We start from the raw sequence: 16,733 nt of genomic DNA on the forward strand, positions 1-16,733 counted from the left end.
CACCTCGCCGCCCACCCTTCGTCATTGCGAGCGTAGCGAAGCAATCCAGAGCACAATGCACTGCCGCTCTGGATTGCTTCGCTACGCTCGCAATGACGAGGTGATCAGATAAGGCAGGATGGCCTCAGCCCCCCGGCAGCCCCGCCATGAAGTCCGCGCTCAACACTTGCGGCAGTTTCTGCGGCTCGGCAGCCTTGGCCGGGTACCACAGGTAGAGCGGCACGCCCGCTGCGCCCTGCTGCGAGAGGAAGCTGGTGATCTTGGGATCGCGCCGCGTCCAGTCGCCCACCAGCACCACCACGCCAGCCTTCTTGAACGCATCGCGCGTGGTTTCGCGCTCGATGGCGGCGGCTTCGTTGACCTTGCACGAGAGGCACCAGTCAGCGGTGAAATAAGCGAACACCGGCCTGCCCTTTGCGCGCGCTTCGGCGAGCGCCGCTTCGCTGAAGGGCTTGGCATCCAGCAGCCCGGCTTCGACCGTGCCGCCCGGGCCAGCCGTCGCAAGCCGCGGTGTCACCGCCAGCGCCAGCGCAGCGAGCACCACGCTGCCGGGTAGCGCCCACTTCGCGGTGCCCAGCCCCTGCCGCTGCGCCCGCCCGATGGCGATCAACAGCGCAACAACCAGCACGGCGAGCGCCACTGCGCCTGCCGCGTAAGCCGGACCGCCCAGCCGCCACGCCAGCCAGCATAGCGCCAGCACCGTCAGCCCCATCGGCACCGCCATCGCGCGGCGGAAGCGCTCCATCCACGCGCCGGGCCTCGGCATCAGACGGCGCAGCGCAGGGACGAAGCCAAGCAGCAGGAACGGTAGCGCCAGCCCGAAACCCAATGCCGCAAACACCGCCATCGCGGCCCATGCCGGCAGCACCAGCGCCGCGCCCACGGCGGCGGCCATGAACGGTCCGGTGCAAGGGGTGGCAACAAAGGCCGCGAGGAGGCCAGTGCCGAATGCGCCGACCCAGCCGCCCTTGGCGCCGCCCGAGCCGCTTTCAATGGAAAGGCCCGGCAGCTCGTAAAGTCCCATGAAGTTCGCGGTGATGGCGACCGCGAGCAGCAGCAACAGCGCCACCACGCCCGGATCCTGCAACTGGAACGCCCAGCCGACTTGCGTGCCAGCAGCGCGCAGAGCCAGCATCGCCGCGCCAAGGCCCATGCAGGCCAGCATCACGCCCGCGGTATAGGCCACACCCTCGACATGCGCGTTGTGGCTGCCTGCGCGGGCCAGCGCCATCGCCTTGAGGCTGAGGATCGGGAATACGCAGGGCATCACGTTGAGGATCAACCCGCCGGCCAGTGCGCCGAGGATCGCCAGCACCAGCGTCGCGGCGGAGAACGCCGCCGGCGCGCTGCCCTTGCCCAGCGGGGAGCCGCCCGACGGCACCACGCCTGGCGCGGCGGTCAAGGCAATGCCGCCCAGCGACTCGCCCTTCGGCCCGAACCCGAGCGAGAGCACACCCGCCAGTGTCGCGGGTGCTTCTGGCGCCGGGAAGGCGGCTTTGGCGAGTTCGATCACCAGCGTGTCGCCCACGCGGCTGAAGGCTTGGGGCTTGGCGTAATCGGCCACGCCTTCGGACTGGATGAAGAAGTGCGGCTCGCCGATGGCTGCGCCGGCCGGGAAGGGCACTGCAATGCGCCAGCCGGTGGGGGAGGGCGCGAACCTCCCCTGCCGGTCAAGCGGGGCGGGGAGCGCCGCGCGCCAGCCATCGAAGCGCGCATCGGCCGCGCCGCTGCCCACGGTAACGGTGCCCTGCAAGGTCGCGCTCTCGGGCACGCAGATCGCTTCGGTGCAGGCGAGCCAGTTTGCCTTGGCGGAAACCGGCAGCACCGTGCCGGGGGCGGCGTCCTTCGGCACCGTGAACGGCACGAGCACGGCATAGTCATGCTCGTAGACGTGGTTCATCAGCCCCTGCACGAGCAGTGTCTGCGGCACCGGGAATTCCAGCGGTCCGGTGCCCGCACCCGGCGGCAAGGTCCATTCCAGCGTGATCGGCAGGCCTGCATCGCCCGGATTGGTCCAGTAGCCATGCCAGCCCTTGTCCGGCTGCATCAGAACCGCGAGCGTGATTGTCTCGCCGGGCCGTGCCGGACGTTCGGCGACGAGCGAGGCGCGGATATGGGCGGGGCCTTGCGCGAGCTGGGCCAGCGCTGGCGGTGCTGCTAGCGATAGCCAGCAGGCGACAAGGAACAGGGCACAGTTTCGCAAGATTGCCATATGCTGCATCTATCCCACCCTGAACGCTTTGGCCACCTGCCCGCCGGTCAGCTCTGCGCCCTTTGCCTCTGCGTGCAAGGCGTCACGCGAGGCCACTTGCGCGTATGCGCTGCCGGGGCCATCACGCAGCGGTTCGCTCCGGGGCAGGCGAGTCCGGTTCGGTCAAGTATCTAGGAAGGTTACCCATATGGCGCTTCGAATGGTCCGCTCCGTCGCTCTGGGGGCCGCCGCGCTTGCCGTCCTGGCTGCGCTGCCATCGGCCGGGATCGCCCGCCCCGTAGCCAAGCCGGCGCCCAAGGCGCAGTCCGCGCCCGCCGTCCAACCCGCACCAGGCGCACCGAAGCTGATCGTCGCGATCTCGATCGACCAGTTCTCAGCCGATCTCTTCGCGCAGTACCGCTCGCACTTCACCGGCGGCCTTGCGCGGCTCGCCTCGGGCGCGGTGTTCCCTGCGGGCTATCAGAGCCATGCCGCGACCGAGACCTGCCCCGGCCATTCGACGATCCTGACCGGCGTGCACCCCGCGCGCAGCGGGATCATCGCCAACACGTGGATCGACCAGTCTGTCACGCGGGCCAAAAAGACTGTCTACTGCGCCGAGGATGAGGCCAAGGCCGCGGCGGACCCCAAGGACTATGTCGCCTCGGTCGGCCACCTCCTCGTCCCCACGCTGGGCGAGCGGGTCAAGGCGCTCTGGCCCACGAGCCGCAATGTCGCCGTCTCGGGCAAGGACCGCGGCGCGTTGATGATGGGCGGACACGTGATCGACAGCGTGTACTGGTGGAAGGGCGCCGGCTTCGCCACGCTCGACGGGCGGACGCTGACCCCGGCGGCGGTGAACGAGAACAAGGCGCTGGGCGAAGTCCTCGCCCAGGGCGCGCCGGAACTGCCCCTGCCTGATTGGTGCGGCGCCAAGGCCCGCGCGGTGCCGCTGAGCGCCACCTTTGCGGTCGGCACCGGCCGCTTTGCGCTTGCGGCTGGCGACAAGAACGCCTTCCGCGCCTCGCCCCGGCTTGACCGCGCGACGCTCGATCTCGCCACCGAACTCCTCGACGAGAACAAGCTCGGCAAGAACGCGACGCCGGATGTGCTCTCGGTCAGCCTCTCCGCCACCGACTATGTCGGCCACGGCTATGGCACCGAAGGCAGCGAGATGTGCATCCAGCTGCAGCAGCTCGATCTGGCGCTCGGCGATTTCTTCGTGGCGCTCGACCAGCGCGGCATCGATTATGCGGTGGTGCTGACCGCCGACCACGGCGGCTTCGACATGCCCGAGCGGCTGGACGAGCAGGCGCTGCCCGCCGCGCACCGTGTGAACAAGGCCCTGCTGCCCGAGGCGCTGAGCGCAGCCGTGGCAGCGAGGACCGGGCTCGATGCCAAGGACCTCGTGCTCGCCGATGGGCCTTCGGGCGACATCTGGCTGCGGCGCGATCTGGCACCGGCTGATAAGGCGCGCGCGCTGGAGGCGCTGAAGGCCGAACTGCTGGCAAATCCGGACGTGGCTGCGGCCTTTACCGCTGACGAGATTGCCGCCGCGCCCGCCGGAACTGGCTCTCCCGAGACCTGGCCGCTGATCGCCCGCGCCAAGGCCTCGTTCTACAAGCCGCGCTCGGGCGATCTGGTGCTCATGTTGAAGCGCGGCGTGGTGCCGATCCCCACGCCGGGCCCGGGTTATGTCGCCACGCACGGCTCGCCGTGGGACTATGATCGCCGCGTGCCGATCCTGTTCTGGCGCAAGGGGATGACCTCCTTCGAACAGCCCAGCCCGGTTGAAACGGTGGACATTGCCCCGACGCTTGCGGCACTGATTGGATTGCCGGTCCCCGCCGGCGCGTTCGACGGGCGCTGCCTCGATCTCGATGCAGGCACCGGCGATACCTGTGGAGCAAAGCCATGAGCGAGACCCTCACTTCGGACATCGTGATCCTCGGCGGCGGCCTTGTCGGGATGACGCTGGCGATCGGCCTCGCCAAGGCGGGCATCCCCAGCGTGGTGATCGACAGCTCCGATCCCGCAGCGCAGACGGCGGAAGGCTTCGACGGCCGCGCCTCGGCAATCTCGACCGCGAGCTGGAACCTCTACAGCCATCTCGGGCTCACCGATGCGCTGGAGCCGCTCGGCTGTCCGATCGATTCGATCGCGGTGACCGACGGCATGAAGCCCGGCCGTATCGATTTCCAGCCCGCGCCCGGCGATGGTTCGCTGGGCCGCATGTTTGCCAACCGCGATCTGCGCATCACAATGTACGCGGCCGCCGCGAAGGAAGAGCTGATCACCTTCCTGCCGAACGCGCATGTGGCGACGCGCGACCGCGGCGCGCATGGCGTTACAGTGACGCTCGCCGATGGCCGCGTGGTCAAGGGCCGCTTGCTGGTGGGCGCCGAAGGCCGTGCTTCCCCGACGCGCGACGAAGCGGGCTTCACCCCGGCGCGCTGGAGCTACGGCCACCGCGCAATGATTGTCGGCCTCGCGCATGAGAAATCGCACGGCAATGTCGCGTGGGAAATCTTCTATCCGGCGGGGCCCTTCGCGCTGCTCCCGCTGCTCGATGATGCCGAGGGCAATCACCGCTCCGCGCTGGTGTGGACGGTGGGCGAGAAGGATGCGCCGGGCATCCTCGCGCTCCCCGATGGCGCGTTCCAGAGCGCGGTTCAGGAACGCATGGGCGATGTGCTGGGCAAAGTGCGGCTGATGGGCCAGCGTTCTTCGTGGCCGCTCAATTTCCACCACACCGCGCGCATGGTCTCGGACCGACTCGCGCTTGTCGGCGATGCCGCGCATGGGATGCACCCGATTGCCGGGCAGGGGCTGAACCTCGGCCTGCGCGATGTCGCCGCGCTGATCGAAGTGCTGACGGACGGGATGCGGCTGGGGCTCGATCCGGGCGATGCCCAAGTCCTCGCGCGCTACGAACGCTGGCGTGCGGCAGATACCTTCATGGTCTCGGCGGCGACTGACGTGCTGACGCGCCTGTTCGGTGTACCGGGGCGCTTGCCTTCGGCGATCCGGCGGCTGGGCATGGCCGGCGTCCAGCGCATACCCGCGCTCAAGCGCTTCTTCATGGACGAGGCGCGCGGCATGAGCGGCGCGCTGCCGAGCCTGCTGCAACCCGCTTAGGCGGCAGGTGCGCTCGGTTCTGCCGCTGCGCTTGGCGCGGGGGCAGGGGTGGCCGCGGGTTCCGGCTTGACCACCGGCGGCGTCGGCGGGAACGAAAGCGCAGCAGTTTCGAGCTGATCAAGTGCGTGCTCGACGTTGGCGTAATCGCGCGCGTGGGCGAGCCATTCGGTCGCTGCGTCCTTGCCCGGCATGCGCTCGACTTCGGAAATGGCGATATCGATGCGGCCCCCGGCCAGCGCCTCGCGCACGCGTGCCGCGCGGCTTTCGGCGGTGGGGGAGGGGCTGTCGGCGCGGCGGATGACGAAAAGCTCGCTCATCTGGCGGGTCATCCAGTCCCACGTACCTTCGCTCTTCGCGCCGCCGATCAGCTGCGGGCTCAGTTTCTCGAAGGTTTCGCTCAGCATCGGCAACGTCACCGGCTTCTGCGCTGCGGCAATCACGCGGTCTACGGCGGCCTGCTGGGTCGAGCCGAAGCGAACGCGCAGCTGGGCCTCGAGGTAGCCCAGAGGCTGGCCGCGTTCGATGGCGCGGCGGGCGGCGAAGGCGACGAGCAGGGCTTCGGCTTGCGTCGCCTGCCCAGCGGCGGCAACCGCCTGCTGGTTGAGCTCGGCAAGGCGTTGTTCGAGGGCGGAAACTTTCGCGGCTGCGGCCGTCAGCGCGGCGTCGGTGGCGGCGAGGTTGGCAGTGGTCTGCGCGGCCGCCTGCGACATCGAGGCCGAGGGCGACGGGATCGGCGAGGCCGGGACAAGGCCCGAGACGTGCACTTCCAGCCAGCCGGTCTTCCAGCCGTACCAAACGCCGCCAGCGAGCGCTGCAAGAATGAAGAGGACAGCGAGCACCGCGCGGCCACGCCCCGTGCGGGAACGTTGCTGAGCGAGGGGCGAACCAAAGGTCATGTCCTGCATAGGATCATTTTTCAGTTGTCAGTGTCCTTCTGGTGACACTTTCTTGCACATTTGAACCGCGAGTGCCAGTACTGCTTGATCGCTGCGTGTCTCTGCAATTTCAATATGTTGCCAGCCTTCGCCGGCCATCGACCCGATTCGTGGCGCAAGGCAGGCGAGGGCAATCCGCTCGCGCCGCGCGCCGATCCGCGCCGATTCTGCGGCGAAATGGGCCGCGGCTTCGCCCGAATGCAGCAGCACGATGGCCGGACCTGCGAGCAGCTCTGCGAGAGCGGCGGGCATCGGAAGGCCGGCAGCGGCATAGACCACCACATCATCGACTTCGACGCCTTCGTGCAGGGCCAGTGGCACGCGTTTTTCCCCAGCGAGGCGCAAGTAGCGCCCGGGGGGCAGCGCCGAGGCCATGGGCTGTAGTCCGCCCTCGCCGATTGCGGCGATTGTAAAGCCCGCGCCGCGCCCCGCCTCTGCCGTGACCGCGCCGACAGCATGGACCGGCAGCCCACGCAGGGATGCCAGACCTCCACCGCCCAGCCGGAACACGTTCGCGCTCCCCGCCAGCAGGGCCCGGTAGGGCGCAGGATCGGGCACGGCCCACGGCGCCGGGGCCATGTCGAACAGCGGGAAGGCATGGGCATCAAGGCCGAGTTCGCGCGCCGCGGCCACGGTGGCGGCGTTGCCCGGTTCGGGACGGATGACCACGACCGGGAGCACGCCCGGGTGGCCTCAGCTGCCGGTGAAGTGGCGGCGGATCGCCTCGGGGGCGCTGGCCAGCAACTGCTTCGCAAGCGCAGCTGGGCCGTCTGGATCTCTGGCGGGGAATGTAGCGCTCGCCTCGACGCGCTCGGCGCCATCTGGGCTGAACAGCGCGGCGCGCAAGGTCAGGCCCGTGCCCTCCGCCGTCGTGAGCAGCGCGATGGGGCTGTGGCACGTGCCACCAAGCCCGCGCAGAACCGCGCGCTCGGCCATCACGGCAGCGTGGCTCGGCTTGTGATCGATGGCGTCGAGCAGCGCGACGAGGTCGGTGCGCGCGGCAAGGCACTCGACACCGATCGCGCCCTGTGCGGGGGCGGGCAGCCACGTGTCAGCCGCAAGCGCGCTGCCGATGCCGCTCTGGCCCAGCCGGTTGAGCCCCGCCGCGGCGAGCAGCGTCACATCGGCTTCGCCCGCCTCCAGCTTGCCAAGCCGTGTGGCGACATTGCCGCGAAAGCCCACCACGGTGAGATCGGGCCGGGCGTGCAGCATCTGCGCGGCGCGGCGCGGCGCGCTGGTGCCGACGCGCGCGCCAGCCGGAATGGCGGCAACGCTCTCTGCGCCGACCAGCACATCGCGCACGTCCTCACGCGGCAGCACCGCGGCAATCATCAACGTTTCCGGGCGCTCGGTCTCGACATCCTTCATCGAGTGGACCGCGAAATCGATGCTGCCGTCAGCGAGCCAGGCATCGAGTTCCTTGGTCCACAGTGCCTTGCCGCCAATCTCGGCGAGCGGTCGGTCGAGCACCTGATCGCCGCTCGCGACCACGGTGACGAGCTCAACGCAGGCTTCCTCCCAGCCGTGGGCTGCGCACAGGCGCGCGCGGGTTTCTTCGGCCTGGGCCATGGCGAGCGGGGAGCGGCGCGTACCCAGCTTGAGCGGGTTGGCGGCGGAAGGTGTTATGGGCGTGTTCATGCGTGACTTGCCGTAACGGGGAATGTCTCTAAGGGAAAGTCTCCCATGGCCCTGATCCTCGGCATCGAATCCTCCTGCGACGAAACCGCCGTCGCCGTGATCGACGGGGCGGGCACCACGCTCGCCGCACGCATCGTCGCGCAGCGCGTTGCCTCGCAGGATGAGGAACACCGCCCCTATGGCGGCGTTGTCCCTGAAATAGCCGCGCGCGCCCATGCCGAAACCCTCGCGCCCATGGTCGGCGCAGTGCTGCAGGAAGCGGGGCTGACGCTGGCGGACATGGATGCGATTGCCGCCACGGCGGGGCCGGGCCTGATCGGTGGCGTGATGGTCGGCCTTGTCACGGCCAAGGCGCTCGCCATGGCGGCGGACAAACCCCTGCTCGCGGTCAATCACCTCGAAGGCCATGCACTCTCGGCGCGGCTGGCGGAGCCGGGGCTTGCATTCCCCTATCTGCTGCTGCTCGCCTCGGGCGGCCATTGCCAGATCCTCGAAGTGCGGGGCCTCGGGCAGTACCGCCGCCTTGCCACGACGATCGACGATGCGCTCGGCGAAGCGTTCGACAAGACCGCAAAGATCCTCGGCCTCGGCTTCCCCGGTGGCCCCGCGGTCGAGCGGATGGCACGCGAAGGCGATGCGAAAGCCGTCCCGCTGCCGCGCCCGCTCCTGGGCAGTGCCGAGCCGCATTTCTCGTTCGCCGGCCTCAAGAGCGCGGTGATGCGTGCCCACGATGCCGGCATTCACCAGACCGCCGATATTGCCGCCTCGTTCCAGCAGGCCGCGATCGATTGCGTGATCGACCGCATGCGCCGTGCGCTTGCTGCAGCGGGACCTGCCACCGCGCTGGTCGTCGCGGGCGGGGTTGCCGCCAACGCCGCCTTGCGCGCCGCGCTCACCGCACTGGCGGAGGAGGCCGGCCTGCCGCTCGTCGCGCCGCCGCCGAAGCTGTGCACCGACAACGCCGCGATGATCGGCTGGGCGGGAGCCGAGCGCCTTGCCGCCGGGCTCACCGATCCGCTCGACGTGATCGCGCGCCCGCGCTGGCCGCTCGATCCCGATGCGGAACCGGTGCGCGGCGCGGGAGTGAAAGCATGAGCGCAGACCTGACCTTGGGCCCTCAGGTCGGAGTCGTCGGCGGCGGCGCCTGGGGCACTGCCCTTGCGCAAATGCTCGCGAGCGATGGCCGCGAGGTACTCCTCTGGGCGCGCGAGGCCGATGTGGTCGAAGCGGTCAACACCGCAAACCGCAACCCCCGCTTCCTTCCCGGCGCAGAGCTCCATTCGACAATCCGCGCGACCGGCGAGCTTGCCGATCTCGCCGCGCTGCCCGTGCTGCTGCTGGTCACGCCGGCACAGCATCTCGGCAGCGTGCTCGCCGCGCTGGTGCCGCAGGGGGCCGACATCGTGCTCTGCGCCAAGGGCATCGAACAGGGCACCGGACGCCTGATGAGCGACGTCGCCGCAGCCGCCGCCCCCGGCGCCGCGCTTGCAGTGCTCTCCGGGCCGACCTTCGCGCATGAAGTGGCAGGCGGGCTGCCAACCGCCGTCACGCTCGCCTGTGCGGGCGGTGAGGCGCAGTGGGCGCGGCTCGCGCCAGTGATCGCCCGGCCCGCGTTCCGGCCCTACTACTCGGCGGACGTGATCGGCGCCTCCATCGGCGGCGCGGTCAAGAACGTGCTCGCGATTGCCTGCGGGGTGGTCGAGGGGCTGGGCCTTGGCGCCAATGCCCGCGCGGCCCTCATCAGCCGGGGCTTTGCCGAAATGCAGCGACTCGGCCTTGCGATGGGTGCCGAGGCAGAGACGCTGGCGGGGCTTTCGGGCCTCGGCGATCTGGTGCTCACCTGCTCCTCGTCCGAAAGCCGCAACTTTGCGCTCGGCATGGCACTCGGTGCGGATGGCGACCGCACCGGCGGCGCGGCGGCGCTGCTGGCAGAGCGCAGAACGGTCGCCGAAGGCGCCTTCACCGCGCCGGTGCTGGCAAGCCTTGCGCATGCGCGCGGGATCGCCATGCCGATTGCCGAAGGTGTCGCCGCGCTGCTTGATGGCACGATCAGCCCGCGGGCGCTGGTGGCGCAGCTGCTGGCCCGTCCCCTGAAAGCGGAAATCACGCGCGCGGAGGCCCCGCTTGGCTGAAGCCGCGCCCCTTTCTTCCGAACAGCAGGACATTGCCGCGCTTGCCAAGGGTGGGCGGACCAATTTCTTCGGCTTTCTGCTGCGCCTCGCCGCGCGTATTCCGTTCCTCTTCATTGCTGGCCGGCTCTATGGCGCCGAGGACCTCGGGCGCTTTGCCTCCGCCACCATCGCAGTGGAACTCGCTGCGCAGCTCGCCACGTTGGGGCAGAAGCGCGGTCTTGCGCAGCAATTGGCGAGCGACGACCGCGACGGCGCCGAAGTCGTCGCCGATGCGCTGTTGCTCTCGGGCTTCGTCTCGGCGGTCTTTGCCCTGCTGCTCTATGCGTTCCCGGCGCCGATGTTCCCCAGCGGGCACTATACGCAGCTCCAGCGCCTGCTCCCGCTCACCATCGTGCCACTCGCGCTGGGCGATATTGCGCTCGCGGCGCTCGCCTACCGCTTCGATGTGGGCGCCACGGTGCGCGCGCGTTCGGTTGTCGAGCCATGGACGCTCTCGATTGTTGCGGGCTTCGTCTGGCTGGCAGGCATGGCGTTCCTGCCGATCCGCGAATCGGGGCTGATCCTCGCCTATGTCGCCTCGATCTTCGCCGCGACGCTGACCGCCTTCGTGCCGCTGCTCAGGAGCTACGGTCTGCCGCGCCAGTGGTCGCCGCGCCCGATCGATCTCTTGCGCCTTGCTGGCAGCAACCTGCCGCTGGCAGGTGCGGACGCAGTCGAATGGGGCACGCGCAAGCTCGATCTGTTCCTGCTCGGCGTGTTCCAGGCACCGCCTGCAGTTGTCGGCATCTACTACGTAGCGCAGCAGGTCGCGACCTTGCCGCAGAAGCTCAAGACCAGCTTCGAGCCGATCCTCGGCCCGGTGATCACGCGCAACCTGCAAGGGGGCAACTTCCCCGCCGTGGCGCGGCAGGTGTGCCAGGTCGGCTTCTGGATCATCGCAGCGCAGGCCGGGGTGGCGCTGGCGCTGGGCATTCCCGGCGCGGCGGTGATGGGGCTGGTCGGCCCGGGCTTCGTCGCCGGAACTGCCGCGCTGGCGCTGCTGCTCGCTGCCGAAGTGGCCGCCGCGACCGCTGTGGTGAGCGAGGCAGCGCTGATCTATATCGCGCGGCTGCGTAATCTCTGGATCAGCCTCGGCACGATTGCGCTGCAGGCGGCGCTGACCGTGGGCTTCATGCTGGCCGCGCGCCGCGCTGGGCTCGATCCGCTGGTGCAGGCGGCCGGCGCAGCGGCGGCGCTGGCGATTGCGCTCGCGTGCGCCTCGCTTGCCAAGTCGTGGCTGCTCGGCAGTCTGCTGGGCGAACGGATCAGCAATTGGCGCTGGCCGCTCCTGTGGGCGGCAGCGCCAGCCGTGGTGGTCGGTGCGCTGATGAAGCTCATGCCCGAATGGGTCGAGCTCGCCATTGGAATCCCCGCGATTCTGGGCGTTTACGGGATCGTCATCTGGCGGCGCGGGTTCGGCCCGGAAGACCGCATCCTGTTCCGCAAACAGACACTCTGACATTCAACTCACCGCGCGCAAAGAACGTTCAGTCGGCGTTCACGGGTCAAAACGTGTCTTAGCTCCCGGGGGCTCCAACGCTCGACTGGGAAGGACCGACCCGATGGCCAAGAGGATGCTTCCGAAGAAACTGTGCGTCGCCGCGCTCATGGCGGGCACGCTGCTAGAAGGTTGCGCCACCAAACCGCCGATGGAGGCAGAGGCGACTGGCGAAGTGGTCGTCACCGCAACGCGCCGGGCGGACAACGCGGCGACCGACGGATACGCGCTTAATGCGCCGGCGCCGGTCTATACCACCGCTGCGCCTCCACCGCCGCCGCCCGCGCCAATGATGGCGAGCAAGGCCGTGCAGGACGGCCGTTATATCCATGTGCCGTCGGTCATCGTGCCCACCGACCCGGGCAGAGAGCGCTATGACGGCAAGGAAGTCAGTCCCGTCCACCTCACCCGCGCCGAGCCGGTCTCCACCTTCTCGGTCGACGTCGATACCGGCGCCTATACGAATGCCCGGCGCTTCCTGACGGCAGGGCAGCTCCCGCCGAAGGACGCGGTGCGCACCGAGGAGATGATCAACTACTTCCGCTACGCCTATCCGCTCCCCCAAAAGCGGGAGGCGCCCTTCAGCGTCACGACCGACATGGCGGTGACGCCGTGGAACGCCGAGACGCGGCTGCTGCGCGTGGGCCTGCGCGGCTATGATCTGCCGCGAAGCCAGCGTCCGCCGGCGAACCTTGTCTTCCTCGTCGACGTTTCGGGATCGATGCAGGATCCGGACAAGCTGCCCCTCGTCAAGACGGCGCTGATGGGCCTCGCCGAGGAACTCAAACCGCAGGACCGCGTCTCGATCGTCGTCTATGCAGGCGCGGCCGGGCTGGTGCTGCCACCGACCAATGACAAGGCGCTGATCCGCGCCGCGCTCGATCAGCTGCAGGCGGGCGGCTCGACCGCAGGCGGTGCAGGGCTGCAGCTTGCCTATGAAGTCGCGCGGCAAAGCTTCATCAAGGACGGGGTGAACCGCATCCTCCTGGCCACCGATGGCGATTTCAATGTCGGCGTCTCCGATACCAAGGCGCTGCTCGAAATGGTCGAGAAGCAGCGCGACAGCGGCATCACGCTCACCACGCTGGGCTTTGGCGAAGGCAACTATAACGAAGCCATGATGGAGCAGATCGCCGACCAAGGGAACGGCAACTACGCCTACATCGATTCGGCGCTGGAGGCGCGCAAGGTGCTGGCGGAGCAGATGTCCTCCACCCTGTTCACCATCGCGGGCGACGTGAAGATCCAGGTCGAGTTCAATCCCGCCGCTGTCTCGCAGTATCGCCTCGTCGGCTACGAGAACCGCGCACTGCGCGAAGAGGACTTCAACAACGACAAGGTCGATGCGGGCGACATCGGTGCAGGCCATCAGGTCACCGCGATCTACGAGATCGTGCCGGCAGGGTCGAAAGGCTGGATCGGGCCGCGCCGCTATGAGGAGACACCCGCCACGCCGGGGCCGGCGGGCAGCGAGCTTGCCTTCGTGAAGCTGCGCTACAAGCTGCCGGGGGAGAGCACCTCGCGCCTGATCGAACGGCCCGTTGCGCGCAGCCTGATTGCAGCGGCAGGTGCGCCGCGCGGTGATATGGCGTTTGCCGTGGCGGTCGCGGCCTATGGCCAGAAGCTGCGCGGCGATCCCATGCTCGCGAATTTTGGCTGGCAGCAGGTGAGCGCACTTGCCGGCGAGCCGAGCGAGTTCGCGCGCGCCGAGTTCGTGAAGCTGGTGTCGCTGGCAGGATCGCTCGCGCGGCCCTGAAAACACCCCCCTTGGCTTTCACCGGCGCGCGTGGGAAAGGCCTTCGCGTGTCCGGCAAGGCTGAGGGTGGACGATGATGGAATGGATTCAGGCAAACGCGGTTCTGGTCGGCGCGATTGCCGTGCTGCACGTGCTGGCGCTGGTCTTCCTGCTCCGGCGCGGCAAGTCGCTGCCGGAAAAGCGCGAATACCGCGATGTGCTCTCCGAAGGCGCCGCGCCCGCCGCGCGCAACTCGGCGCTGATCGATGCGCCGCCTGCCGCCGCCATCGAACCGCCGCCGGTTCTGGCAGAAGCGCCGCCAGCAGTTGCCGATCAGGGCGATGACCTCACCCGCATCAAGGGCCTTGGCCCCAAGATCAGCACCGCACTCAACGCCCTTGGCGTCACCCGCTATGCCGAAATCGCGGCGTGGAGCGATGAGGATGTCGCGCGGATCGACGCGCAATTGGGCGCCTTTGCTGGCCGTGCGACGCGCGACAACTGGATCGAACAGGCCAAGCTGCTCTCGAGCGGCGATACCGCCGCCTATGAGGCGAAGTTCGGGAAGCTCTAGCTCGCTCCGGCACACCGCCTGATCAGTGCGCCGGGGACGTCGCTGGCGGGCACTTCGATATGTCCGCCGCCGGGAAGCGTGCCGACGAATTTCGCCTTGAACACCGTGAGGCGCTTGTCGTCCGCCGGGATCGCACCCTGCCAGACATAGCCGCGCCGGCCCGGAACGGCGGTCGCATCGACCGGCAGGCGCAGGATATAGCCGCTTCCCTGGAGCGCGAAGAGTGCGGCAGCGCCGATGGGGGCCGCCACATTGCGCGTAACGACAAGCGCGCCTTGCCGGCATTCCAGGCTGAGCAGCGGCGCCTCGCCCGGATAACCGAAGCGCGCCGTGTCTGGTGTGGCCGCCCAAGCGCCTTTGGCATCCTCGGCGCGCGCGGCGGGAGGCGCGGAACTGTCAGCCGGCATGGCAAAGCGCACGGCATCCACCGGGCCGTCCTTGCCCGCGGTCGTCGTCGCGGACGATGCGGAGCATGCGGCCAGCAGAAGGACCATGAGGGGAGGCGCGACACGCGAAATCAAGACTTCATCCTTTTTGCGACCCGATCATCGCCGCAGCGACGAGGCCACTTCAAGCACCCGAAATTTGTCGCCAGCGCAAGATAGTGAAAGGCGCAGTGCGGTGGAAAGAAATGCGCATGCGGCGCGGGGTGAAACCTAGGGTCAGGACCTATCGCCCCCACTTCTTTTGCGTCTTGCCGAAGCGCGTCTTGCGCGTCCCCGGCTTGCCTTCGTTGCTGCGGCCCACCAGCGGCGCCTTCTTGTCCGCATCGGGCAAGCCCAGCTCGGTCGCCTCCAGCGCGCGGATTTCATCGCGCAGGCGCCCGGCGGTCTCGAACTCCAGATCCGCCGCTGCCGCGCGCATCTTGCGTTCCAGCTCCTCGATGTAAGCGCGCAGATTGTGGCCGACGAGGTTGTTGGCCCCGCCTTCCGTCTCGATCTCGACGAGCACGCCGTCGCGGCTAGCGGTGTCGGCCACGATGTCGTGGATATCGCGCTTGATCGATTCGGGCGTGATCCCGTGCAGTTCGTTGTAGGCGCGCTGCTTCTCGCGGCGCCGGTCGGTCTCGGCAATCGCGCGTTCCATGCTGCCGGTCATGCGGTCGGCATAGAGGATCACCCGGCCATCGACGTTGCGCGCGGCGCGCCCGATCGTCTGGATCAGCGAGGTTTCGGAGCGCAGGAAGCCTTCCTTGTCCGCGTCCAGAATGCACACCAGCCCGCACTCGGGAATATCGAGCCCCTCGCGCAGCAGATTGATGCCCACGAGCACGTCGTAGACCCCGAGCCGCAGATCGCGGATCAGTTCGATGCGCTCCAGCGTCTCGACGTCGGAGTGCATGTAGCGGACGCGCAGGCCCGCCTCGTGCATGAACTCGGTGAGGTCCTCCGCCATGCGCTTGGTCAGCGTCGTCACCAGCGTGCGGTAGCCGTTCTCGGCGGTCTTGCGGCATTCGTTGATGCAGTCCTGCACCTGGTCCTCGACCGGGCGGATCTCCACCGGCGGGTCGATCAGGCCGGTGGGGCGGATCACCTGTTCGGCAAACACGCCGCCCGATTGTTCCATTTCCCAGTGCCCCGGCGTCGCCGAAACTGCCACGGTCTGCGGGCGCATCGCGTCCCACTCGTTGAAGCGCAAGGGACGGTTGTCGATGCAGCTCGGCAGGCGGAAGCCGTATTCTGCCAGCGTGATCTTGCGGCGGTGGTCGCCTTTGGACATCGCCCCGATCTGCGGCACGGTCTGGTGGCTTTCATCGACAAACAGCAGCGCGTTGTCGGGCAGATACTCGAACAAGGTCGGCGGCGGCTCACCCGGCAGGCGGCCGGTCAGAAAGCGCGAGTAATTCTCGATCCCCGCGCAGCTGCCGGTGGCGGCAATCATCTCCAGATCGAAATTGGTGCGCTGCTCCAGCCTCTGCGCTTCCAGCAGCTTGCCTTCCGCCTCCAGCTCCTTGAGCCGCTCGGTCAGTTCGAAGCGGATCGCGTCTGCCGCCTGCTTCATCGTCGGCCCGGGCGTCACGTAGTGCGAATTGGCGTAGACCCGGACCTTGGAAAGTTTGGTCCCCGCCTTGCCCGTCAACGGATCGAACTCGCTGATCGCCTCGATCTCGTCGCCGAAGAACGAGACGCGCCAGGCCATGTCCTCGTAGTGCGAGGGGTAGATTTCGAGATTGTCCCCCCGCACGCGGAAATTGCCGCGCTGGAAGGCCGCGTCGTTGCGCTTGTACTGCAGCGCCACCAGCTTGCGGATGATCTCGCCGCTGTCGACGGTCTCGCCCACTTTAAGATCGAAAATCATTGCCGAATAGGTCTCTACCGAGCCGATACCATAGAGGCACGAGACCGAGGCGACGATGATCACGTCATCGCGCTCCAGCAGCGCGCGCGTGGCGGAATGGCGCATCCGGTCGATCGCCTCGTTCACCGAGCTTTCCTTCTCGATGTAGGTGTCCGACCGCGGCACGTAGGCCTCGGGCTGGTAGTAGTCGTAGTACGAGACGAAATACTCGACCGCGTTCTCCGGGAAGAAGCTCTTCATCTCGCCATAGAGCTGCGCGGCGAGGATCTTGTTGGGCGCGAGGATGAGGGCGGGGCGCTGCAGTTCCTCGATCACCTTGGCCATGGTGAAGGTCTTGCCCGAGCCGGTCACGCCGAGCAGCACCTGCGTCACCTCGCCGTCCTTCGCTGCGGCGACGAGATCGGCGATCGCGGTCGGCTGGTCGCCCGCCGGCTGGTATTCGGAGACCACCTTGAACGGCTTCCCGCCCTCCGATTTCTCGGGCCGCGCCGGCTTGTGCGGCACGAAATTGGCGGAGGTATCGGGCTCTTCCAAGCCCCTGCGGATCACGAGTTC

The 16,733-nt window shown here is 68.3% G+C and carries 13 protein-coding genes; 7 read left to right on the plus strand and 6 right to left on the minus strand.

Annotated features, from left to right (window positions below; genetic code table 11):
• Positions 1-124: 124 nt before the first annotated feature.
• Entirely contained in the window at positions 125-2,212 is a 2,088-nt protein-coding gene (locus Q0082_RS08495) for a protein-disulfide reductase DsbD domain-containing protein (RefSeq protein ID WP_298191516.1), read from the minus strand.
• A gap of 199 nt (positions 2,213-2,411) precedes the next feature.
• On the opposite strand from Q0082_RS08495, the gene Q0082_RS08500 reads away from it, so the two are divergent.
• Together Q0082_RS08500 and Q0082_RS08505 are read left to right on the plus strand one after the other, a co-directional pair.
• Entirely contained in the window at positions 2,412-4,109 is a 1,698-nt protein-coding gene (locus tag Q0082_RS08500; protein WP_298191518.1) for an alkaline phosphatase family protein, read from the plus strand.
• Entirely contained in the window at positions 4,106-5,329 is a 1,224-nt protein-coding gene (locus Q0082_RS08505) for a UbiH/UbiF/VisC/COQ6 family ubiquinone biosynthesis hydroxylase (protein WP_298191519.1), read from the plus strand. The genes Q0082_RS08500 and Q0082_RS08505 overlap by 4 nt, the downstream gene beginning before the upstream one ends.
• On the opposite strand, the gene Q0082_RS08510 is transcribed toward Q0082_RS08505, so the two are convergent.
• Genes Q0082_RS08510 through hemC form a run of 3 tightly spaced genes read right to left on the minus strand, consistent with a single transcriptional unit; the run spans position 5,326 to position 7,902 of the window.
• Complete coding sequence (locus tag Q0082_RS08510; protein WP_298191521.1) at positions 5,326-6,225, minus strand: hypothetical protein; 900 nt, start codon at positions 6,223-6,225, stop codon at positions 5,326-5,328. The two genes, Q0082_RS08505 and Q0082_RS08510, sit on opposite strands and share 4 nt — an antisense overlap.
• Positions 6,226-6,252: 27 nt before the next feature.
• Positions 6,253-6,945: a uroporphyrinogen-III synthase gene (locus tag Q0082_RS08515; protein ID WP_298191523.1), complete on the minus strand. Its 693-nt coding sequence runs from the start codon at positions 6,943-6,945 to the stop codon at positions 6,253-6,255.
• A 12-nt stretch (positions 6,946-6,957) separates the two neighbouring features.
• A complete protein-coding gene (gene hemC, locus Q0082_RS08520) occupies positions 6,958-7,902 on the minus strand; it encodes a hydroxymethylbilane synthase (protein ID WP_298191525.1) in 945 nt (314 codons plus the stop codon).
• 45 nt (positions 7,903-7,947) lie between these two features.
• Between hemC and tsaD the strand changes: the two genes are divergently transcribed.
• The 5 genes from tsaD (at position 7,948) to Q0082_RS08545 (ending at position 13,880) form a co-directional block, all read left to right on the plus strand.
• The gene (gene tsaD / locus Q0082_RS08525) at positions 7,948-8,997 is read left to right on the plus strand and encodes a tRNA (adenosine(37)-N6)-threonylcarbamoyltransferase complex transferase subunit TsaD (protein WP_298191527.1); all 1,050 of its coding nucleotides are present in this window, start codon (positions 7,948-7,950) and stop codon (positions 8,995-8,997) included.
• Positions 8,994-10,034 carry an NAD(P)H-dependent glycerol-3-phosphate dehydrogenase gene (locus Q0082_RS08530; protein WP_298191529.1) on the plus strand — a complete coding sequence of 347 codons (1,041 nt, stop codon included), beginning with the start codon at positions 8,994-8,996 and terminating at the stop codon, positions 10,032-10,034. Before tsaD ends, Q0082_RS08530 begins: the two co-directional genes overlap by 4 nt.
• Complete coding sequence (locus Q0082_RS08535; RefSeq protein WP_298191530.1) at positions 10,027-11,532, plus strand: oligosaccharide flippase family protein; 1,506 nt, start codon at positions 10,027-10,029, stop codon at positions 11,530-11,532. Before Q0082_RS08530 ends, Q0082_RS08535 begins: the two co-directional genes overlap by 8 nt.
• Positions 11,533-11,635: 103 nt before the next feature.
• Positions 11,636-13,327 (plus strand): VWA domain-containing protein, encoded by a 1,692-nt coding sequence (locus Q0082_RS08540; protein WP_298191532.1) that lies wholly within the window; start codon positions 11,636-11,638, stop codon positions 13,325-13,327.
• A gap of 73 nt (positions 13,328-13,400) precedes the next feature.
• Positions 13,401-13,880, plus strand: a complete 480-nt coding sequence (locus Q0082_RS08545) for a hypothetical protein (RefSeq protein ID WP_298191534.1) — start codon at positions 13,401-13,403, stop codon at positions 13,878-13,880.
• Here the strand turns inward: Q0082_RS08545 and Q0082_RS08550 are convergent.
• Together Q0082_RS08550 and uvrB are read right to left on the minus strand one after the other, a co-directional pair.
• Positions 13,877-14,374, minus strand: a complete 498-nt coding sequence (locus Q0082_RS08550; protein ID WP_298191535.1) for a hypothetical protein — start codon at positions 14,372-14,374, stop codon at positions 13,877-13,879. The genes Q0082_RS08545 and Q0082_RS08550 overlap by 4 nt on opposite strands.
• A gap of 175 nt (positions 14,375-14,549) precedes the next feature.
• The coding region (gene uvrB / locus Q0082_RS08555) for an excinuclease ABC subunit UvrB (protein ID WP_298191537.1) at positions 14,550-16,733 on the minus strand (2,184 nt) is incomplete at its 5' end.

The organism is Novosphingobium sp., from assembly GCF_027489515.1.
GTDB lineage: Bacteria > Pseudomonadota > Alphaproteobacteria > Sphingomonadales > Sphingomonadaceae > Novosphingobium.